Here is a 21,291-nt window from a genome sequence, read left to right as displayed (position 1 = left end):
GCGGCAGGGAAACGCCCGGACCCATCCCGAACCCGGAAGCTAAGCCTGCCAGCGCCGATGATACTACCCACACGGGTGGAAAAGTAGGACACCGCCGAACACCCTTTTAAGCCCTTTGCCCCCCAATTACGATTGGGGGGCAAAGGCATTTAAAGACGGCATTCAAAGACAAAAACTGGAACCCATCGATTTCGGTCAATTGTGAGCCGGTCGTACTTGGCCGTATCCTTTGCACGACGACAAAACGAGGACGAACAAGCAGGAAGGGCCTACGTGCCCAACGAGACCCAGGGCGGCGGCGAACGGCACACTCAGCGCGGCTCGAGCGCCGGCGGCCAGCGACCGGGCCGTGATCAGCGATCGGCGCCGCGCGTCTCCGGATCGCAGCGCGCCCGTCGTGCCCAACCCCGACCGACAGCTGATTCGGCCCGCGACGCCGGTCCGCCGATTCCCGCCGAGATCGACGCCAAACAACTCTCGCCGGAGATCCGCGGTGAGCTCACCACGCTCGACCGCGGGACTGCAGACGTCATCGCCCGTCACCTGGTGGCCGCCGGGGAACTCCTCGACGACGATCCCGAAGCCGCCCTCGAACACGCCCGCGCCGCCCGGGCACGCGCCGGCCGGATCGCCGCGATCCGCGAGGCGGTCGGCATCGCGGCCTACCACTGCGGCGACTGGGCACAAGCACTGGCCGAACTGCGGGCAGCACGCAGAATGGGCAGCCGTTCGCCGCTGCTGGCTCTGATCGCCGACTGTGAGCGCGGTATCGGTCGACCCGAACGCGCGATCGAACTCGCCCGCGGCGCGGAAGCCATCCAACTCAGCGGCGACGACGCCGACGAACTACGGATCGTGGTGGCCGGCGCCCGCTCCGACATGGGCCAGCACGAGCAGGCGCTGGCCATTCTGGCCTCGCCGGCACTGGATCCGTCGCAGACCGGCCAGACCGCTGCCCGGCTGTTCTACACCTACGCCGAGACGCTGCTGAACCTGGGGCGTGCGCAGGAGGCGTTGGAATGGTTCCTCAACGCTGCCCGTGCCGACGTCGAAGGGGTCACCGACGCCGAAGAGCGGATCACGGAGCTGTCCTGAGGTGAGCACTCTTGCGCAGCAGCATGATTGCCTGCTGCTTGATCTCGACGGCACGGTGTTCCGCGGTCACCAGCCGACGCCGGGTGCAGTGGAGACCCTGGCCGTTGTCGAGTCACGGATCCTGTATGTCACCAACAACGCCTCCCGCGGGGCCGCTCAGGTCGCCGAGCACCTTCGCGAGCTGGGTTTCACCGCGCAACCCGACGACGTCGTCACCAGCGCCCAGAGTGCCGCACGCATGCTCGCCGACCAGTTGCCGGCCGGGGCGAAGGTTCTGATCGTCGGCACCGAAGCGCTGGCTGCCGAGGTCACCGATGTGGGCCTGGCGCCGGTGCGGCAGTGGTCGGACGACCCGGTGGCCGTGGTCCAGGGGCACTCCCAGGCGACCGGCTGGGCCGACCTCGCCGAGGCGGGACTGGCGATCAGATCCGGGGCTCTGTGGATCGCCGCCAACGTGGACAAGACGCTGCCCTCGGAACGCGGCCTGCTGCCGGGCAACGGCTCGATGGTGGCTGCGCTGCGCACTGCCACCGACCGGGAACCCCAGGTCGCCGGCAAGCCGTCTCCGGTCCTGATGGCAGATGCGCTGTCCCGCGGCGACTTTCACACCCCACTGGTGGTCGGTGACCGTCTCGACACCGACATCGCCGGTGCCATCGCCGCGGAACTGCCCAGCCTGATGGTGGTGTGCGGGGTGAACACCGCTGAGGACGCGATCTGGGCGATCCCGGCGCAGCGGCCGGACTACATCGCCAAAGACCTCCGTGCCCTCACCGCGGACTCGACCACGTTGCGCGTCGGGCCGCACCCGGGATGGCACGTCGAGATCGACGCCGGCATGGTCACGGTGCGGGCCACCGACCAGGATCCCGGCGATGCGCTGTCGGTGATCCGGGTGATCGCCGATGCCGTCTGGAACGCCGACACCGGCCGCCCGGCGACGATCTCGGCCGGTGACGACACGGCGCGACTGGCCCTGCAGCGCTGGTCGCTGGTCCCGGCCGCCGACGGCAGCGGTGCGCTAGCGTGAACACCGACATGACCGACGATCCCGACGCGATTCGCGCCCAGGTGGCCGAACTCCTGGGCGAGCAGGCCGAGGTGGGCGAAGCCGACCTCGACGCCGTTGCTGCGCGCCTGGAGGAGGCGCACGAACTCCTGCTGCAGGCGTTGGAATCGGTCGAGAAGGGCTGATCCGCGTGACGCGGCGCGCTCGTGTGGACGCCGAGCTGGTACGACGCGGTCTGGCGCGCTCGCGCCAGCAGGCCGCGGAACTGATCGGCGCGGGCCGCGTCAGCATCGACGGGATGCCCGCGGCCAAGCCGGCCACCTCCATCGCGCTGAGCGCCAACCTGACCGTCGTGGACCTCGGTGAGCAGTCGTGGGTGTCCCGCGGAGCGCACAAGCTGCTCGGCGCCCTCGAGGCCTTCGGCATCCGGGTCGACGGCCGGCGGTGTCTGGACGCGGGTGCGTCTACCGGCGGGTTCACCGAGGTGCTGCTCGGCCGCGGGGCCGCTGAGGTGGTCGCCGTCGACGTCGGTTACGGGCAGCTCGCCTGGGCGCTGCGTACCGATCCGAGGGTGACGGTCATGGAACGCACCAACGTGCGTGACCTCACCGCCGACGCGCTCGGTGGGCCGGTGGACCTCGTCGTCGCCGACCTGTCGTTCATCTCGCTGGCGACCGTGCTTCCGGCGCTGACCGCATGCGCCTCCCCGGGCGCCGATATCGTTCCCATGGTGAAGCCACAGTTCGAGGTCGGTAAGTCCCGGGTGGGCGCCGGCGGGGTGGTGGCCGACCCGGCGCTGCGTGCCGACGCGGTGCGCTCGGTGGCCCGCCGCGCCGCTGAACTGCGCTGGCACACCGTCGCCGTCGCCGCCAGCCCGTTGCCCGGGCCGGCCGGCAACGTCGAGTATTTCCTGCACTTGCGTGCCGAAACCGACCGAGCGCTGCGGGCGGATTCGCTTGACGGCGCGATCCGGCAGGCCGTCGAAGAGGGGCCGCAATGACGCACGAACGTACCATTCTGCTTGTCGTGCACACCGGCCGCGAGGAAGCCACCGAGGTGGCGCGCCGCGTCGAGAAAGTGCTGGGCGACAACGGAATCGCGCTGCGAGTACTCTCCGCCGAGGCGGTCGACCGCGGCCCCGTCCACCTCGCGCCCGACGACATGCGGGCCCTCGGGGTGGAGATCGAGGTCGTCGATGCGGACCCTCTGGCCGCCGAAGGCTGCGAACTGGTGCTCGTACTCGGTGGCGACGGTACGTTCCTGCGGGCCGCCGACCTCGCCCGCAACGTCGAGATTCCGGTGCTCGGGGTGAATCTGGGCAGGATCGGTTTCCTCGCCGAGGCCGAAGCGGACTCCATAGACTCGGTTCTCGAACGCGTCATCGCACGTGACTACGTGGTCGAGGACCGTATGACGCTGGACGTGGCGATCCGGGCCGGGGGAGAACTCCTCGACCGCGGTTGGGCACTCAACGAAGCCAGCCTGGAGAAGGGTCCGCGGCTGGGGGTGCTCGGCGTCGTCCTCGAGGTGGACAGGCGGCCGGTTTCGGCGTTCGGGTGCGACGGCGTGCTGGTGTCCACCCCGACCGGGTCGACGGCGTATGCGTTCTCGGCCGGTGGCCCGGTGTTGTGGCCAGACCTGGAGGCGATCCTGGTGGTGCCCAACAACGCCCACGCGCTGTTCGCCCGGCCGATGGTGACCAGCCCGGAGGCCTCGATCGCGATCGAGATCGAGGCGGACGGCCATGATGCGTTGGTCTTCTGCGACGGCCGCCGCGAGATGGTCCTGCCGGCAGGGGGCAGGCTCGAGGTGACCCGGTGCGGCACGCCGCTGCGCTGGGCGCGGCTGGACAGCGCGCCCTTCACCGATCGGCTGGTGCGCAAATTCAGGTTGCCGGTCACCGGGTGGCGCGGACCGTAGTGCTCTCCGAGATCCACATCGAATCGCTGGGCGCCATCAGCGCTGCGACCGCCGAGTTCGACGGTGGGCTGACCGTGCTCACCGGCGAAACCGGTGCGGGCAAGACCATGGTGGTGAGCGGGCTGCATCTGCTCGGCGGTGCCCGCGCCGATCCCACGAAGGTGCGCTCGGGCGCGGCCCGGGCGGTGGTGGAGGGTCGGTTCGTCACCGATGACCTCGGCGATGCGGTGACCACGAAGGTCGACGAGATCCTGGACTCCTCGGGGGCCGAGCGCGACGACGACCGCAGCGTCATCGCCGCGCGTTCGGTCAGCCGCCACGGGCCATCGAGGGCGTACCTCGGCGGCCGCAGCGTGCCCGCCAAGTCGCTGAGCGGATTCACCAACGAGTTGCTGACGCTGCACGGACAGAACGATCAGCTGCGGCTGATGCGGCCCGACCAGCAGCGCGCCGCGCTGGACCGCTACGCCGACGTCACCCGGCAACTGCACCGGTATCGCGCCGTTCGTGACCAATGGCTCGCCGCCAGGCGCGACCTCGACGACCGTCGTCGCCGCGCCCGCGAGCTGACCCTGGAGGCCGACCGGCTGCACTTCGCGCTGAACGAGATCGACGTCGTGGCCCCCCAGCCCGGCGAGGACGACGCCCTGGTCGGTGACATCCGCCGGCTATCGGAACTGGACTCGTTGCGCGAGGCGGTGCAGACGGCCCACGCGGCGCTGTCCGGCGCCGTCGACGAGGGGCCGGCCGACGGCTTCTCCGCCGCGGCCGCGGTCGGGCAGGCGCGCACGGCGCTGGAGGGCACCGACGACACCGCGTTGGCGGCGCTGTCCGAACAACTCGGCGCGGCCCTGACGGTGCTCGTCGACGTATCCGCCGAGCTCAGTCACTTCCTGTCCGAATTGCCCACTGATGCAAGCTCATTGGAGACCAAGCTGGCACGCCAGGCTGAGCTGCGGACGTTGACGCGCAAGTACGCCGCCGACATCGACGGCGTGCTGGCCTGGGCGCAGGAGTCGCGGGAGCGGCTGGCCCAGCTCGACGTGTCCGAAGAGACCCTCGCAGAGCTGGAGCGCCGCGTCGATGGGCTGCGGGCCAAGGTCGTCGACGCCGCCCAGGAGCTGACGAAGGTTCGGGTCAAGGCGGCCAAGGGGCTGTCCAAGGCCGTCACCGTGGAACTGGCCGGGCTGGCGATGGTCGGTGCGGACTTCACCATCACCGTCGGTCCGCTCGAAGCGCGTGCCGACGACACCGCCCCGCTACCGCTGCCGTCGGGGACCACCGTGCACGCCGGCCGCGACGGTGTGGACGCCGTCGAGTTCGGTTTCGCCGCGCACCGCGACACCGACCTGCTGCCGCTGAACAAGAGCGCCTCCGGCGGTGAGCTCTCCCGGGTGATGCTGGCGCTCGAGGTGGTGCTGGCCGCCTCGACCGAGGGCACCACGATGGTCTTCGACGAGGTCGACGCCGGCGTGGGTGGGCGTGCCGCCGTCCAGATCGGCCGGCGGCTGGCCCGGCTGGCCCGCACCCACCAGGTCATCGTCGTGACCCACCTGCCGCAGGTCGCCGCCTACGCCGACGTGCATCTGGTCGTCGAGGGGGATGTCGGCACCAAGGGCGACCGCGCAAAATCCAGCGGGGTGCGCCGCCTCGACGACGACAGTCGCGTCGCCGAACTGGCCCGGATGCTGGCCGGGCTGGGGGAGTCCGACAGTGGCCGAGCGCACGCCCGCGAGCTTCTCGACGCCGCCCGGGGAGAGCGCGAGCAGGTCTCCTAGCCGTGTGACGGATGTGAAAAGAAGTAACTAATGGGGCTGATGTTACGGCGCGCCTCCAACGCATAACTGGCCTTCCTGGACAGAATCCCCCCATGAAGATGTCTGCGTTGCTGTCCCGTAATGCCAGCTCACGGCCGGGGATCACCGGCACCGCCCGAGTTGACCGTGACATCGACCGGCTGCTGCGGCGCGTCTCACCCGGCGACATCGTCGTCATCGACGCTCAGGATCTGGATCGGATCACCGCGGACGCGCTCGTCGAGGCGAACGTCGCAGCAGTGGTCAACGCCTCGGCGTCGATCTCGGGCCGCTACCCCAACCTCGGACCCGAGGTGCTCGTCGTCAACGGCATCATGCTGGTCGACAACACCGGCCCGGAGGTCTTCAAGAAGGTCAAGGACGGCGCCCGCATCCGGATCAACGAGGGGGGCGTGTACTCCGGTGACCGCCGGCTGATCCTCGGCACCGAACGCACCGACGCCGAGATCCACGAGCTGATGCAGGAAGCCAAGGGCGGTCTGGTCGCGCACCTGGAAGCCTTCGCCGGTAACACCATCGAGTTCATCCGCAGCGAGAGCCCGCTGCTGATCGACGGCATCGGCATCCCCGACATCGACGTCGACATGAACGGCCGGCACGTGGTGATCGTCGCCGAGGAGGACCACGCCGCAGCCGACCTCAAGGCGCTCAAACCCTTCATCAAGGAGTATCAGCCGGTGCTCGTCGGTGTCGGGACCGGCGCGGACATCCTGCGCAAGGCGGGCTACCGCCCGCAGCTGATCGTGGGCGACCCGGACAAGATCAGCACCGAGGTGCTGCGGTGCGGCGCTCAGGTGGTGTTGCCCGCCGACGCCGACGGGCACGCCGCAGGACTGGAGCGGATCCAGGACCTCGGCGTGGGCGCGATGACCTTCCCCGCCGCCGGCTCGGCGGCCGATCTGTCGCTGTTGCTGTGCGACCATCACGGCGCCTCGCTGATCGTCACCGTCGGCCACACCGCCAGCATCGAGGAGTTCTTCGACCGGACCCGGCAGCGCAGCAACCCCTCGACGTTTTTGACCCGACTGAAGGTCGGCGAGAAGCTGGTCGATGCCAAAGCCGTTGCCACGCTGTACCGAAGCAGGGTGTCCGGCGGCGCGATCGCGTTGCTGGTGCTGGCCATGCTGATCGCGGTGATCGCCGCGCTGTGGGTCTCGCGTGCCGACGCCGCAGTGCTGGAGTGGCTGGCCGAGTACTGGAACCGGGCCATGCTCTGGGTGCAGGGCCTGGTCTCCTAGAGGTGATGACGTGATCTCCCTGCGTTCGCATGCGATCTCACTGGCCGCGGTGTTCCTGGCGCTGGCCATCGGCGTGGCCCTCGGCTCGGGGCTGCTGTCCAACACGGTGCTGTCCGGGTTGCGCGCCGACAAGAGCGAGATGCAGACCCAGATCGACTCACTGACCGAGGACAAGAACGCTCTGAACGAAAAGCTCAGTGCGGCTGGGGATTTTGACGCGCAGATGGCGCCGCGCATCCTGCGCGACAGCCTCGCCGAGAAGTCGGTGATCCTGTTCCGTACCCCCGACGCCAGCGACGGTGACGTCGAGGCGCTGACCCGGCTGGTCGAGCAGGCCGGCGGCCGGGTGACCGGCAACATCGGATTGACCCAGGAGTTCGTCGACGCCAACTCCGCGGAGAAACTGCTGTCGGTGGTCAACTCGCCCATCGTTCCCGCCGGGGCGCAGTTGAGCACCGGGTCCGTCGACCAGGGCTCGCAGGCGGGTGACCTGCTGGGCATCGCGCTGCTGGACAATCCGGACCCGGCGGTGCCGCCGGTCGACGACGCGTCGCGCGACACCGTGCTGGCCGCGCTGCGCGACACCGGCTTCGTGACCTACGGCACCCAGCGCATCGGCGCCGCCGACGCCGCGCTCGTGGTCACCGGAGGAGCGCTCGCCGACGATGCGGGCAACCAGGGCGCCACCGTCGCCCGGTTGGCCGCAGGCCTTGCCCCGCACGGCGCGGGCACCGTTCTGGTCGGACGTGACGGTTCGGCATCCGGAACCGCCGCTGTCGCGGTGGCCAGGTCAGACGCCGCGCTCAACAGCGCAGTCAGCACCGTCGACGACGTCGACCGCGAACCCGGCCGGATCACCGCGGTGCTCGCACTGAGCGACCTGATCAAGGGTGGGAACGCGGGCCAGTTCGGCACCGGGCCGGGCGCGAGCGCCGTCACCGTCGCGCCGTAGCGCCGTCGCACCCGCGTGTCAGCGACGGCTTGTCGGTGTCGGTGTTAGGGTGAGATTCCGTGGGTCGGCAGGCCCCTCATCGGACTCGATCTTCATCTGGGTCCCACCGAAACTAAGCCCTGCCCATCGTCACGGAGGTTGCTCTTGCCAGGCCGGATGAATCAGCTACGCAAGCACCCGCAGACCGCCACCAAGCACATCTTCGTGACCGGTGGTGTGGTGTCGTCGCTCGGCAAGGGCCTCACGGCGTCCAGCCTGGGGCAACTGCTCACCGCCCGCGGCCTGCAGGTGACGATGCAGAAGCTCGACCCCTATCTCAACGTCGACCCAGGCACCATGAACCCGTTCCAGCACGGGGAGGTCTTCGTCACCGAAGACGGCGCCGAGACCGATCTCGACGTCGGGCACTACGAACGCTTCCTCGACCGCAACCTGTCCGGTTTCGCCAATGTCACCACGGGCCAGGTGTATTCGACGGTGATCGCCAAGGAACGGCGCGGCGAGTACCTCGGCGACACCGTTCAGGTCATCCCGCACATCACCGACGAGATCAAGCGGCGCATCCTGGCGATGGCCGAACCCGACAGCGAGGGTAAGCGGCCCGATGTGGTGATCACCGAGATCGGCGGCACCGTCGGCGACATCGAGTCGCTGCCCTTCCTCGAGGCCGCCCGCCAGGTGCGTCATGAGGTGGGCCGGGAGAACTGCTTCTTCCTGCACTGCTCGCTGGTGCCCTACATGGCACCCTCCGGTGAGCTCAAGACCAAGCCGACCCAGCACTCGGTGGCCGCGCTGCGCAGCATCGGCATCACGCCCGATGCGCTGATCCTGCGCTGTGACCGCGACGTGCCCGAACCGCTGAAGATCAAGATCGCGCTGATGTGCGACGTCGATATCGACGGCGTCATCTCCACCCCCGACGCCGCGTCCATCTATGACATCCCCAAGGTGCTGCACCGCGAGGAGCTCGATGCCTACGTGGTCAGGCGGCTGAATCTACCGTTCCGCGACGTGGACTGGACACAGTGGAACGACCTGCTGCGCCGCGTGCACGAACCGCGGGAATCGGTCCGGATCGCGCTGGTGGGCAAGTACATCGACCTGTCCGACGCCTATCTGTCGGTTGCCGAGGCGCTGCGGGCCGGCGGTTTCGCCCACCACGCCAAGGTGGAGATGCGGTGGATCGCCTCCGACGACTGCGAAATCGACGGGGAGGCCGCCGCGGCGCTGGCCGACGTCGACGGTGTGCTGATCCCGGGTGGCTTCGGCATCCGCGGTATCGAGGGCAAGATCGGTGCCATCCGCTACGCCCGCAAGCGTGGCCTGCCGGTGCTCGGTCTGTGCCTGGGCCTGCAGTGCATCGTGATAGAGGCGGCCCGCTCGGTCGGCATCACCGAGGCCAACTCCGCCGAGTTCGAGCCCGCGACGCTCGACCCGGTGATCTCCACGATGGCCGACCAGCGTGAGGTGGTCGCCGGCGAGGCCGACCTCGGAGGCACCATGCGGCTGGGCGCCTACCCCGCCCACCTCGAACCGGACTCCATCGTCGCGCGTGCCTACGAGACGACCGAGGTCTCCGAGCGCCACCGGCACCGCTACGAGGTCAACAACCTCTACCGGGACCGCATCGCCGAGAGCGGGTTGCGGTTCTCGGGGACCTCGCCCGATGGCTACCTCGTCGAGTTCGTCGAGTACCCACCCGAGGTGCACCCGTTCATCGTCGGTACCCAGGCGCACCCGGAGCTCAAGAGCCGGCCCACCCGGCCGCACCCGCTGTTCGCGGCATTCATCGGCGCCTCACTGGCGTACAAGAACGAGGAGCGGTTGCCCGTCGAGATTCCAGAGCGTGCGGAGGTGCCGGCCAACGGCGCCGAGCACGCCCTCGAAGACGTCCCGGCCCGTGGCTGACGACGACTGCGGCGACAACAGCAGCAGTCACGAGTTCTCCGTCGCTGCGTCGGAAACCCTGTACGTCGGGAACATCTTCGCGCTGCGCGCCGACGAGGTCCGGATGCCCGGCGGCAACACCGCCCGCCGGGAGATCGTCGAACACTTCGGGGCGGTGGCCGTCGTCGCAATCGACGACGACGGCCGGATCGTGCTCGTCTACCAGTACCGGCATGCGTTCGGCAGGAGGCTGTGGGAACTGCCGGCCGGGCTGCTCGACCTGGGCGGCGAACCCCCGCACGAGACCGCGGCGCGCGAACTGGCCGAGGAGGCGGGCCTGGCTGCCCAGACCTGGCACACGCTGGTCGACCTGGATTCCGCACCGGGCTTCAGCGACGAGAGCGTGCGGGTGTTCCTGGCCACCGGGCTCAGCGAGGTGGACCGCTCGCAGATGCACGACGAAGAAGCCGACCTGACGGTGGAGCGTCTTGCGCTCGGCGACGCGGTGACCAAGGTCTACTCCGGTGAGATCGTCAACTCGATTTCGGTCGCCGGGATCCTGGCCGCCCACGCGATGCCACCCGTGGACCGCCTGCGGCCGGTCGACGCGCCCTGGATCGACCGGCCCTCCGCGTTCGCGCGCCGGAAGGGGCACGGGTGACCACCCACTCGCTGTCCTTCGGTTCGGCCCTCGACGAACAGTTCCGCGGATACCTCGACCACCTGGCGATCGAGCGGGGGGTGGCGGCGAACACGCTGAGTTCCTACCGCAGGGATCTGCGGCGCTACGCCGAACACCTCGACTCCCGGGGGATCGACGATCTGGCGAGCGTGGCGGAGATCGACGTCAGCGAGTTCCTGGTGGCCCTGCGCCGCGGTGACCCGGACAACGGGGTGGTGCCGTTGTCGGCGGTGTCGGCCGCCAGGGCGCTGATCGCGGTCCGCGGCCTGCACCGATTCGCCGCCGCCGAAGGAATCGCTGCGATCGACGTCGCCCGTGAGGTGAAGCCGCCGACGCCCAGCCGCCGGCTTCCCAAGAGCCTGAGCATCGACGAGGTGCTGGCCCTGCTCGACGGCGCCGGCGGCGACAGCGAAACCGACGGTCCGCTGACACTGCGCAACCGTGCGCTGCTGGAACTGCTGTACTCGACCGGCGCGAGGATCTCCGAGGCGGTGGGTCTCGACCTCGACGACGTCGACACCCACGCCCGCTCGGTGCTGCTGCGCGGCAAGGGCGGCAAACAGCGCCTGATCCCGATCGGCCGCCCGGCGGTCGCCGCGCTGGACGCCTATCTGGTGCGTGGGCGACCGGACCTCGCCCGCCGCGGCAGGGGCACCGCAGGTATCTTCCTCAACGCCCGCGGCGGGCGGTTGTCGCGGCAGAGCGCCTGGCAGGTGCTTCAGGACTCCGCCGAACGCGCGGGCATCACCGCGACGGTGTCCCCGCACGTGCTGCGGCACTCCTTCGCCACCCATCTGCTCGACGGTGGTGCCGACGTCCGCGTCGTGCAGGAACTGCTCGGGCATGCGTCTGTGACCACCACGCAGATCTACACCATGGTCACCGTGAACGCGCTGCGCGAAGTATGGGCGGGCGCCCATCCGCGTGCCCGCTAACCGCGGTTCAGCCCAGATACTCCGACTCGAGCACCAGGTCGGGCATCAGGGACTGATATTCGAGGTGGGTCTTGTGCTCGACGGTGTTCCACAGCGTTCCCTGATGTTCGCGCATGTAGGCGCGGTACTTCGGCGCCCCGGGCAGCCCGACGTTGTCGGCGACCACGATCGACCCCCGGTGCAGCCACCCGCGGTCGAGCACGCTGCGCAGATCCGACAGATAGGCACGCTTGTCGTGATCGATGAACAGCAGATCCAGACTGCCCGGCGAGAAGCCGTGTTCGCCGGCCAGGCTGTCCAGTGTGCGGCCACCGTCCCCGAGCGTGCCGACCACGCAGCTGACCCGCTCGGCGACGCCCGCGTGCGCCCAGATGCGCCGTGCCACTTCGGCGTTGGCGGCAGAGAACTCGATCGAGCAGATGCGCGCCGACGGTGCGGACCGGGCGATGCGCAACGCGCTGTAACCGCAGTAGGTGCCCAGTTCCAGCACCAGGTTCGCGCCCGCGCGCCGCACCGCGGCGTCGAGCAGTCGGCCCTTCTCGTCGCCGATGTTGACCAGCATCGCCTTCTCGTAGGCGAACCCGTCGATCACAGCCAGGACGTCGTCGACGTCGCCGCGGGCGGCGTGGGCCTCCACATAGTCGGCGCAGGCGGCCTCGCGGCCGTCCCCGATCTGACCGGTGCGGAGGAACGACGGCATCCCCAACGCGAGGCGCCACGTCGACCACCGCAGGAAGGGCAATCGTCGTTTGAGGCTCATGACATCAGCCTAGGTAGCCGCCGCGGACATCCGATAGCGGTCTTGCCTGCGGGTCTGCCTCATCAGCACCAAGCTCACCGTTAAACTTGCCCGGATGTCCGCCAAGCCGCTGCGTTGCCCGACCAGCCCAGGTCCGGCATGACCGACGACGCGGACGGCGCGGTCGCCGAGACGACACCGGGCCTGACCGGCCGGCTGCCGCGGCCGACCCCCGAACCCACCCCGCGAAGCACCCACGGACCGGCCAAGGTCGTGGCGATGTGCAACCAGAAGGGCGGCGTCGGCAAGACCACCTCCACGATCAACCTGGGCGCCAGCCTCGCGGAGTACGGCCGTCGGGTGCTGCTGGTCGATCTCGATCCGCAGGGTGCGCTGTCGGCGGGGCTCGGGGTGCCGCACTACGAGCTCGACAACACCGTGCACAACCTGCTGGTGGAGCCGCGGGTGTCGATCGACGAGGTGCTGCAGAGCACCCGGGTGCCCGGGCTGGACCTGGTGCCCAGCAACATCGACCTGTCAGCGGCCGAGATCCAGCTGGTCAACGAGGTGGGCCGGGAGCAGTCCCTGGCGCGCGCACTGTATCCGGTGCTGGACCGCTACGACTACGTGCTGATCGACTGCCAGCCGTCGCTGGGCCTGCTCACCGTCAACGGCCTCGCCTGCAGTGACGGGGTGATCATTCCCACCGAATGCGAGTACTTCTCGCTGCGCGGTCTGGCTCTGCTGACCGACACCGTCGAGAAGGTGCACGACCGGCTCAACCCGAAGCTGTCGATCAGCGGGATCCTGATCACCCGCTATGACCCCCGCACCGTGAACTCCCGCGAGGTGATGGCCCGGGTGGTGGAGCGGTTCGGCGAGCTTGTCTTCGACACCGTCATCACCCGCACCGTGCGGTTCCCGGAGACCAGCGTCGCCGGTGAACCCATCACCACCTGGGCACCGAAATCCGCTGGTGCCGAAGCGTATCGAGCGCTGGCACGTGAGGTCATCGACCGGTTCGGCGCGTGAGCGAGACACCGCCCACCGAACAGACCGAGGATTCAGGCTCCGCCCCGGCCGGCTTCCAGGTCCGGCTGAGCAACTTCGAGGGTCCGTTCGACCTGCTGCTGCAGCTGATCTTCGGCCATCGGCTCGATGTCACCGAAGTGGCGCTGCACCAGGTCACCGACGAGTTCATCGCCTACACCAAGGCGATCGGCCCGACCCTCGGGCTCGACGAGACGACGTCGTTCCTGGTGGTCGCGGCGACCCTGCTGGACCTCAAGGCCGCGCGGCTGCTGCCCGCCGGCGAAGTCCACGACGAAGAGGACCTGGCGCTGCTCGAGGTGCGCGACCTGTTGTTCGCCAGGTTGCTGCAGTACCGGGCGTTCAAGCACGTCGCAGTGATGTTCGCCGAGCTGGAGGCCGCCGCACTGCGCAGCTACCCGCGGGCGGTGGCGCTGGAGGACCGCTACGAAGACCTGCTGCCCGAGGTGATGCTCGGCGTGGACGCCGAACGGTTCGCGCAGATCGCAGCGACGGCGTTCACGCCGCGGCCGGTGCCCACGGTGGGCACCGACCACCTGCACCAGGTAGCGGTTTCGGTGCCCGAGCAGGCAGCCAACCTGATGTCGCTGCTGCAGAGCCGGGGCGTCGGCGAGTGGGCGTCGTTCTCCGACCTGGTGGCTGACTGCGAGCTGCCGATGGAGATCGTCGGCCGGTTCCTGGCGCTGCTCGAACTGTACCGAGCCAGGGCGGTAGCATTCGACCAATCAGAACCGCTTGGTGTGCTCCAGATTTCGTGGACCGGAGAGCAGCCGAGCAGCCCACAACTGGCGACCGCTGACGCGGGATAGACAAGACAGATGGCAGACGAAACCTCAGATCCTTCGGCCGAGCATGTGCTCGACACCGAACCCGACACCGAACTCGACAGCACCGAACTCGATGAGGCCGAACTCGATGAGGCCGAACTCGGCTCGGTGCTCGAGGCGCTGCTGCTCGTCGTCGACACCCCGGTCTCCGTCGACGCGCTGGCCTCGGTGACTGATCAGCCCGCGTCTTGGGTGGCCGACACGTTGCACTCGATGGCCGGTGAGCTCACCGCCCGCGACAGCGGCATCGAACTGCGCGAAGCCGGCGGTGGATGGCGAATGTACACCCGCGCGAAGTTCGCGCCGTACGTGGAGCGGCTGCTGCTCGACGGGGCCCGGTCGAAGCTGACCCGCGCGGCGCTGGAGACGCTGGCCGTCGTCGCCTACCGGCAACCGGTCACCCGCGCCCGGGTCAGCGCGGTACGCGGGGTCAACGTCGACGCGGTGATGCGCACGCTGCTGGCCCGTGGGCTGATCACCGAGGCCGGGACCGACACCGATTCCGGTGCCGTCACCTTCGCCACGACAGAACTGTTCCTGGAACGGCTCGGACTCACCTCGCTGGCCGACCTTCCCGATATCGCACCGCTGCTGCCCGACGTCGACGTCATCGACGACCTCAGCGAAAACCTCGGTGACGAGCCGCGTTTCATGAAGCTCAACGGCGCTCCCACCCGAGAGACAGCGGTTTCCTTCGACGTGGACCGGGAGTGATGATGGCCGACGGCGACGGCGTGCGTCTCCAGAAACTGTTGTCCCAGGCGGGAATTGCCTCCCGTCGTGTCGCGGAGCGGATGATCCGCGACGGCCGGGTCGAGGTGGACGACAGGGTGGTCACCGAGATGGGCACCCGGGTGGACCCGGGCGTATCGGTGATCCGGGTCGACGGCGTCAGGATCACCGTCGACGACACGTTGGTGCACCTGGCCATCAACAAGCCCGTCGGCATGCACTCCACGATGTCCGACGATCGCGGCCGCCCCTGCGTCGGCGACCTGGTGGAGCACCGGGTGCGGGGCAACAAGAAGCTGTTCCACGTCGGACGGTTGGACGCGGACACCGAAGGGCTGCTGCTGCTGACCAACGAAGGTGAGCTCGCGCACCGGTTGATGCACCCGTCGTACGAGGTGCCCAAGACCTATCTGGCGACCGTCACCGGCTCGGTGCCGCGCGGGCTGGGGAACAAGCTGCGCGACGGGATCGAGCTGGACGACGGCCCGGTGCGGGTCGACGATTTCGCGGTGGTCGACGCGGTGCCGGGCAAGTCGCTGGTGCGGGTGACGTTGCACGAGGGCCGCAAGCGCATCGTGCGCCGACTGCTGGCCGAAGTGGGTTACCCGGTGGTGGAACTGGTCCGCACCGACATCGGCCCGGTCACGCTCGGCGATCAGCGGCCGGGCAGCATCCGGGTGTTGACGCAGAAGGAGATCGGCGAACTGTACAAGGCGGTGGGCCTGTGAGCCGTGCATTGGTGATAGCGATCGACGGTCCGGCTGGAACCGGAAAGTCCTCGGTGGCAAGGGGTTTGGCGCAGTCGCTGCGGGCCAGGTATCTGGACACCGGCGCGATGTACCGGATCGTCACGCTCGCGGTGCTGCGTGGCGGCATCGACCTCGGTGACGCGGCGGCCATCGCGGAGGCCGCCGACGGTATCGAGTTGGCGGTGGGCCACGATCCGGGCGAGGACCGCTCGTATCTGGCGGGTGAGGATGTCTCCGCAGAGATCCGCGGCAACGCGGTGACCAGGGCGGTGTCCGCGGTATCGGCGGTGCCCGCGGTGCGCACCCGACTGGTCGCCCTGCAGCGCGCACTGGCACAGGGGCCGGACAACGTCGTCGTCGAGGGACGCGACATCGGCACCGTCGTGCTGCCCGACGCCGACGTGAAGATCTTCCTGACCGCCTCACCCGAGGAACGGGCCCGTCGCCGCAACGACCAGAACGTCGCCGCCGGGTTGCCCGGCGACTACGACGGGGTGCTCGCCGACGTCAAACGGCGTGACCACCTGGACAGCTCGCGCGCCGTGTCGCCGCTGCGCGCGGCCGAGGATGCGCTTGTCGTCGACACCAGCCACATGAACCAGGCCGAGGTGATCGCTCACCTGACCGATCTGATCCACGAGAAAGCCGGGGTTCACCCATGAGTGACGGTTCCGACGACACCTGGGTCGACGAGAGTGACTGGGAATTGGGGGCCGAGGAGGTCGCCGAGGCTCTGGAGGAGGCGGCCTCGCCGCCGCCGGTGGTGGCCGTCGTCGGCCGGCCCAACGTCGGGAAGTCCACGCTGGTCAACCGGATTCTCGGGCGCCGCGAAGCGGTGGTGCAGGACGTTCCCGGGGTGACCCGCGACCGGGTCTCCTACGACGCTCTGTGGTCCGGGCAGCGGTTCGTGGTCCAAGACACCGGCGGTTGGGAGCCCGACGCGAAGGGCCTGCAGCAGCTCGTCGCCGACCAGGCCTCGGTGGCGATGCGCACCGCGGACGCGATCATCCTCGTCGTCGATTCCATCGTCGGCGCCACCGCGGCCGACGAGGCTGCCGCCAAGTTGCTGCAGCGCTCCGGCAAGCCGGTGTTCCTGGCCGCCAACAAGGTCGACACCGACCGCGGCGAAGCCGATGCCGCCGCGCTGTGGTCGTTGGGGCTGGGGGAGCCGCATTCGGTCAGCGCGATGCACGGCCGTGGCGTCGCCGACCTGTTGGACGTCGTCGTCGCGGCGCTGCCGACCGTCTCCGAGGTCGGCGGCGGTGGTGGCGGGCCGAGGCGAGTGGCGTTGGTCGGCAAGCCGAACGTCGGCAAGTCCTCGTTGCTCAACCGGCTCTCCGGCGACGAGCGGTCGGTGGTGCACGACGTCGCGGGCACCACGGTGGACCCGGTGGACTCGCTGATCGAAATGGACGGAAAGCTGTGGCGCTTCGTCGACACCGCCGGTCTGCGCCGCAAGGTCGGCCAGGCCAGCGGCCATGAGTTCTACGCCTCGGTGCGCACTCACGGCGCGATCGACTCCGCCGAGGTGGTGATCGTGCTCATCGACGCCTCCCAGCCGCTGACCGAGCAGGACCAGCGCGTGCTGACCATGGTCACCGAGGCCGGGCGGGCGTTGGTGCTCGCATTCAACAAATGGGACCTGGTCGACGAGGACCGCCGGTTCCTGTTGGACCGCGAGATCGACCTTCAGCTGGCGCAGCTGCAGTGGGCACCCCGGGTCAACATCTCGGCCAAGACGGGCCGGGGGGTGCAGAAGCTGGTGCCGGCGCTGGAGACCGCGCTGGCGTCGTGGGACTCCCGCATCTCCACCGGGCCTCTCAACACGTTCTTCAAGGAGATCGTCGCCGCCACCCCACCCCCGGTGCGCGGTGGCAAGCAGCCGCGGATCCTGTTCGCCACCCAGGCCACCGCGCGGCCGCCGACGTTCGTGCTGTTCACCACCGGGTTCCTGGAGGCGGGGTACCGACGGTTCCTGGAACGCAAGCTGCGAGAGACATTCGGCTTCGAGGGCAGCCCCATCCGGATCAACGTCCGGGTCCGGGAGAAGAGGGGCGCTCGGACCCGCACCCGGTGACCCCGGCGCACCTGATTCGCTTGTCTAAGGTGATCGGGTGCCCGTCGTACACATGGTCCTGATCGCACTGGCGGGTGTGGGAGCCGGCGCCATCAACGCCGTCGTCGGATCCGGCACGTTGATCACGTTCCCCACGCTGGTGGCGCTGGGCTTTCCGCCGGTGACGGCCACGATGTCCAACGCGGTCGGGCTGGTCGCCGGTGGGGTGTCCGGGACGTGGGGTTACCGTCGCGAACTGCGCGGTCAGCGCAGCAGACTGGTCTGGCAGCTCCCGGCGTCGATCGTCGGGGCCGGGGTCGGTGCGTGGCTGCTGCTGCATCTGCCGGAGAAGGTCTTCATACAGGTCGTGCCGGTGCTGTTGTTCGCCGCGCTGGCGCTGGTGGTGGTCGGCCCGCGGATCCAGGCCTGGGCACGCAACCGGGCCGAGGCCGCCGGGCGGTCGGTGGATCACGTGTCGGCAGGACGGATGACCGCGCTGGTGGCCGCGACGTTCGCCGTCGGGGTGTACGGCGGGTATTTCACCGCAGCCCAGGGCATCATGCTGATCGCCGCGATGGGAGCGTTGCTGCCCGACGACATGCAGCGGATGAACGCCGCCAAGAACCTGCTGTCGCTGGTGGTCAACATCGTGGCCGCGGTGGCCTACACCGTGGTGGCGTTCGACCGGATCAGTTGGGCCGCCGCCGGGCTGATCGCGGTGGGGTCGCTGATCGGCGGTTTCGTCGGCGCGCACTACGGCCGGCGGCTCTCGCCGAACGTGCTGCGGGCCGTGATCGTGGTGGTGGGATTGATTGGGCTGTACCGGTTGTTGACCGTGTAGTCTGTCCCAGGTCTGGTGATCCCTGCAGTGAGGAATGTCGATGGCTGAACTGGTGCATATCGCGCCGGCGCCGTCTGACGTGTCCGCGCTCGAGCCTTTCTGGCCGTCCCGCAGGTTGATGGCCTTCGACGAGTGGTGTTGTCCGCGTCCCTGACGCGCACCCATCCGTCCGTTGCGTTCACCTCGCGGTGACCACATTCTCCGAAGGCAGCCATGCGTTCGCTTCTCATCTTCACGCTCGTCGGTGCGGGAGCGCAGCTCGTCGACGGCGCACTCGGTATGGCGTTCGGCGTCACCGCGACGACGCTGCTGGTGCTCTCCAGCGTCGGCGCGGCACAGGCCAGCGCCGCGGTGCACCTCGCCGAGGTCGGCACGACGTTCGCGTCGGGGTTGTCGCACTGGAAGTTCAAGAACATCGACTGGGTTCTGGTCGCCAAGCTGGGCGCGCCGGGAGCGGTGGGCGCGTTCGTCGGGGCGACTGTGCTGTCGTCGCTGTCCACCGAGCACGCCGCACCGTTGATGGCCGCGATCCTGGTGGCGATCGGCACCTATGTGCTGCTGCGGTTCTCGTTGCGCACCCCGCTGACGTTCGGGACGCGGGGCACCAGCCACAGCACCAAGTTCCTGGCTCCGCTGGGCCTGTTCGGCGGGTTCATCGACGCCTCCGGTGGCGGCGGCTGGGGTCCGGTGACGACGAGCACGCTGCTGTCGCAGGGCAAGACCGCGCCGCGGACCGTGATCGGTTCGGTGAGCGCGTCGGAGTTCCTGGTTTCGGTGGCGGCCTCGCTGGGCTTCTTGATCGGGCTGCGACAGGAGCTCCTGCAGAACTGGCCGGTGGTGGTGGGCCTGATGGTCGGCGGCGTGATCGCCGCGCCGTTCGCTGCCTGGCTGGTCAGCCGCGTCAGCCCGGCGCTGTTGGGCAGCGCCGTGGGCGGGGTGATCGTGCTGACCAATAGTCAGAAGCTGGTGCACTTCTTCGACATCCACTGGCCGTGGTCGACGGTGATCTACTCGCTGATCGTGGTGGTGTGGGTGTCGCTGGTCATCTACGCCTGGCGGGTGTCGCGGGCACCGCGGTTCGTGCCCGAGACCGGCGACGTCGCCGCAGGCGAGACCGACTCAGAAACGGTCACGCGCTGATTCCTGCTCGACGACCGCCTCGAGGTCGTTCAGTCGTTCCATGGACGAGACCACCCGGCGGGTGCGGTGGTTGCGGGCCAGCAGGTCGCGGTGGCGGTGGGTGAAGGCCCAGTAACCGGCGGTGAACGGGCACGCGTCGTCGCCGAGGCGCTTCTTCGGGTCGAAGTCGCAGTCACCGCAGTGGTCGCTCATCTTGTTGATGTACGCCCCGCCTCAGGTGTAGGGCTTGGTGGCCAGCAGGCCGCCGTCGGCGTGCTGGCTCATCCCGACCACGTTGGTGGGCATCACCCAGCGGAAGCCGTCGACGTATGCGGTGGCGAACCAGTCGGTGAGCTCGTCGGGACGGTAGCCGCGTTGCAGAGCGTGGCTGCCGAGCACCATCAGCCGCTGGATGTGATGGGTCCAACCGCGGTCGCGGACGCCGGCGAGGGCGTGGCGCAGGCACTGCGCGGTCACCGCGTCGGCGTCCAGATCGGTCCACCAGGCAGGCAGCGGGGTGCGGGCATTCAGTTCGTTGTTTCCTGAGGTGTAGTCCGGGCCGAAATGCCAGTAGAGATGCCACATGTACTCGCGCCAGCCGAGGATCTGCCGGATGAATCCCTCGACGGCGGCCAGCGGCGCCGTCTGGTCACGGTAGGCGCGCTCGGCCGCCTCGACGGCGTCGAGCGGGTGCAGCACCCCGAGGTTGAGCGGGACCGACAACAGCGAATGCGCCATCGCCCAGTCGTCGCCCATGATGGCGTCCTCAAACCGGCCGAACGCCGGCAGGCGATGATCGATGAATCGGGTCAGTGCCCGTTTGGCCTCGGTGGGGGTGACGGCGAACAGTCGCGGCCCGTCGGCGCCGACGGTGTTCAGGTCCATCCGGTCGAGGTCGCGGCGGACCGCGTCGTCGATGTCGTCCTCGAGGGTCTTCTGCTTCTTCGGTGGGGGTTCACGGTTGTCCTCGTCGTAGTTCCACCGCTCGCCGACGGGGTCTTTGCCCTCCATCAGGACGTCGAACCACCGGCGGCGCTGGTCGCGGTAGAAGTCCTCCATCCGGAAGTGGGTGCGGTCACCGGTCCAGTCCCGGAAGTCCTTGCGGGGTAAGGCGAATGTCGGGGTAGGGAGAACGTCGGCGACAAGACCGTCCCTGCGGAGCCGGTGGACGAACTTCTCCGCGGCGTGCGACGTCGGTTCGTGGACGAGGACCGGCCGGTTGAACCGGCGCAGTGCGTCGGTGTAGGTATCGGCGTTGATCAGGGACGCCCGGTCGCCGAGGTCACGGTGCGCGTGCCGCAGCGCCCGACAGCACCAGGTGCAGTTTCTGGTGGTGGTAGCGGCGCTTGGTCAGCGCCGAGGAGGCCTCGACCAGCAACACCTCGCGGTGGGCATGCTCGCCGCCGTGGACGGCCGGACCGAGTTGGTCGGCGAACAGCCACAGGGGAGTGTCGTTGCTCATCACCCCGAGGGTAGGCGCGGGCCATGACGCCGGCCCCGCGGTTGGGATCTGGGGGATGGCCTGAGGTAGGCTTTCGACCGCCTGCCGGCGATCCCGGAGGCACCACGGGCTGTGGCGCAGCTTGGTAGCGCACTTGACTGGGGGTCAAGTGGTCGCAGGTTCAAATCCTGTCAGCCCGACA

At 69.1% G+C, this 21,291-nt stretch carries 20 protein-coding genes, 1 tRNA gene, 1 rRNA gene and 1 pseudogene; 21 read left to right on the top strand and 2 right to left on the bottom strand.

Translation table 11 applies throughout. From position 1 onward, the window contains the following. The 12 genes from rrf to xerD all read left to right on the top strand — a co-directional run. Positions 1-100 (top strand): 5S ribosomal RNA (gene rrf, locus WA944_RS07020); the annotation flags it as partial. Positions 101-273: 173 nt separating this feature from the next. Further along, the gene (locus tag WA944_RS07015; protein ID WP_526611546.1) at positions 274-1,095 is read left to right on the top strand and encodes a tetratricopeptide repeat protein; all 822 of its coding nucleotides are present in this window, start codon (positions 274-276) and stop codon (positions 1,093-1,095) included. 1 nt (position 1,096) lies between these two features. Beyond that, on the top strand, positions 1,097-2,125 hold the full coding sequence (locus tag WA944_RS07010) for an HAD-IIA family hydrolase (RefSeq protein ID WP_526375073.1): 1,029 nt from the start codon (positions 1,097-1,099) through the stop codon (positions 2,123-2,125). An 8-nt stretch (positions 2,126-2,133) separates the two neighbouring features. Beyond that, positions 2,134-2,289: a hypothetical protein gene (locus WA944_RS07005; protein WP_526646639.1), complete on the top strand. Its 156-nt coding sequence runs from the start codon at positions 2,134-2,136 to the stop codon at positions 2,287-2,289. A gap of 5 nt (positions 2,290-2,294) precedes the next feature. After that, a complete protein-coding gene (locus WA944_RS07000; protein WP_526375075.1) occupies positions 2,295-3,104 on the top strand; it encodes a TlyA family RNA methyltransferase in 810 nt (269 codons plus the stop codon). Next, positions 3,101-4,024 (top strand): NAD kinase, encoded by a 924-nt coding sequence (locus tag WA944_RS06995; protein ID WP_526375077.1) that lies wholly within the window; start codon positions 3,101-3,103, stop codon positions 4,022-4,024. Before WA944_RS07000 ends, WA944_RS06995 begins: the two co-directional genes overlap by 4 nt. Continuing rightward, complete coding sequence (recN, locus tag WA944_RS06990; RefSeq protein WP_526646641.1) at positions 4,024-5,802, top strand: DNA repair protein RecN; 1,779 nt, start codon at positions 4,024-4,026, stop codon at positions 5,800-5,802. Before WA944_RS06995 ends, recN begins: the two co-directional genes overlap by 1 nt. A 92-nt stretch (positions 5,803-5,894) precedes the next feature. Continuing rightward, entirely contained in the window at positions 5,895-7,079 is a 1,185-nt protein-coding gene (steA, locus tag WA944_RS06985; RefSeq protein WP_159230945.1) for a putative cytokinetic ring protein SteA, read from the top strand. Positions 7,080-7,089: 10 nt separating this feature from the next. Next, entirely contained in the window at positions 7,090-8,031 is a 942-nt protein-coding gene (locus WA944_RS06980) for a copper transporter (protein WP_526371181.1), read from the top strand. Between the two features lie 156 nt (positions 8,032-8,187). Continuing rightward, positions 8,188-9,939, top strand: coding sequence for a CTP synthase (pyrG, locus tag WA944_RS06975; protein ID WP_526611321.1), 1,752 nt, complete (start codon positions 8,188-8,190; stop codon positions 9,937-9,939). After that, a complete protein-coding gene (locus WA944_RS06970) occupies positions 9,932-10,579 on the top strand; it encodes an NUDIX domain-containing protein (RefSeq protein ID WP_526372728.1) in 648 nt (215 codons plus the stop codon). Before pyrG ends, WA944_RS06970 begins: the two co-directional genes overlap by 8 nt. An 11-nt stretch (positions 10,580-10,590) precedes the next feature. Further along, positions 10,591-11,535, top strand: coding sequence for a site-specific tyrosine recombinase XerD (xerD, locus tag WA944_RS06965; RefSeq protein ID WP_526372732.1), 945 nt, complete (start codon positions 10,591-10,593; stop codon positions 11,533-11,535). 7 nt (positions 11,536-11,542) lie between these two features. Here the strand turns inward: xerD and WA944_RS06960 are convergent, their stop codons facing one another. Continuing rightward, the gene (locus WA944_RS06960) at positions 11,543-12,295 is read right to left on the bottom strand and encodes an O-methyltransferase (protein WP_526372729.1); all 753 of its coding nucleotides are present in this window, start codon (positions 12,293-12,295) and stop codon (positions 11,543-11,545) included. Positions 12,296-12,433: 138 nt separating this feature from the next. Between WA944_RS06960 and WA944_RS06955 the strand changes: the two genes are divergently transcribed. From WA944_RS06955 to WA944_RS06920, 8 genes are all read left to right on the top strand, one after another. Then, positions 12,434-13,306 carry a ParA family protein gene (locus WA944_RS06955; RefSeq protein WP_526372730.1) on the top strand — a complete coding sequence of 291 codons (873 nt, stop codon included), beginning with the start codon at positions 12,434-12,436 and terminating at the stop codon, positions 13,304-13,306. Further along, entirely contained in the window at positions 13,303-14,133 is an 831-nt protein-coding gene (locus WA944_RS06950) for a segregation/condensation protein A (protein ID WP_526372731.1), read from the top strand. The genes WA944_RS06955 and WA944_RS06950 overlap by 4 nt, the downstream gene beginning before the upstream one ends. A gap of 9 nt (positions 14,134-14,142) precedes the next feature. Then, positions 14,143-14,865, top strand: coding sequence for an SMC-Scp complex subunit ScpB (gene scpB / locus WA944_RS06945; protein WP_526611320.1), 723 nt, complete (start codon positions 14,143-14,145; stop codon positions 14,863-14,865). Positions 14,866-14,867: 2 nt separating this feature from the next. After that, the gene (locus tag WA944_RS06940) at positions 14,868-15,611 is read left to right on the top strand and encodes a pseudouridine synthase (protein WP_526611319.1); all 744 of its coding nucleotides are present in this window, start codon (positions 14,868-14,870) and stop codon (positions 15,609-15,611) included. Beyond that, the gene (gene cmk / locus WA944_RS06935; protein WP_526375133.1) at positions 15,608-16,294 is read left to right on the top strand and encodes a (d)CMP kinase; all 687 of its coding nucleotides are present in this window, start codon (positions 15,608-15,610) and stop codon (positions 16,292-16,294) included. The genes WA944_RS06940 and cmk overlap by 4 nt, the downstream gene beginning before the upstream one ends. Then, the gene (gene der, locus WA944_RS06930; RefSeq protein WP_526375131.1) at positions 16,291-17,709 is read left to right on the top strand and encodes a ribosome biogenesis GTPase Der; all 1,419 of its coding nucleotides are present in this window, start codon (positions 16,291-16,293) and stop codon (positions 17,707-17,709) included. The genes cmk and der overlap by 4 nt, the downstream gene beginning before the upstream one ends. Before the next feature lie 52 nt (positions 17,710-17,761). Continuing rightward, positions 17,762-18,529 (top strand): sulfite exporter TauE/SafE family protein, encoded by a 768-nt coding sequence (locus WA944_RS06925; protein ID WP_526375135.1) that lies wholly within the window; start codon positions 17,762-17,764, stop codon positions 18,527-18,529. A 213-nt stretch (positions 18,530-18,742) separates the two neighbouring features. Beyond that, complete coding sequence (locus WA944_RS06920) at positions 18,743-19,669, top strand: sulfite exporter TauE/SafE family protein (RefSeq protein ID WP_526611316.1); 927 nt, start codon at positions 18,743-18,745, stop codon at positions 19,667-19,669. Here WA944_RS06920 and WA944_RS06915 read toward each other — a convergent pair. Beyond that, positions 19,649-21,110 (bottom strand): annotated as a pseudogene (locus WA944_RS06915) (cryptochrome/photolyase family protein). The gene WA944_RS06920 and the pseudogene WA944_RS06915 overlap by 21 nt on opposite strands. Before the next feature lie 105 nt (positions 21,111-21,215). Here WA944_RS06915 and WA944_RS06910 point away from each other — a divergent pair. Continuing rightward, positions 21,216-21,289, top strand: a tRNA-Pro gene (locus WA944_RS06910). Positions 21,290-21,291 lie beyond the last annotated feature (2 nt).

This window comes from Mycobacterium sp., from assembly GCF_049683355.1.
Lineage (GTDB): Bacteria > Actinomycetota > Actinomycetes > Mycobacteriales > Mycobacteriaceae > Mycobacterium.
This window is presented reverse-complemented; position numbering and strand designations above follow the sequence as displayed.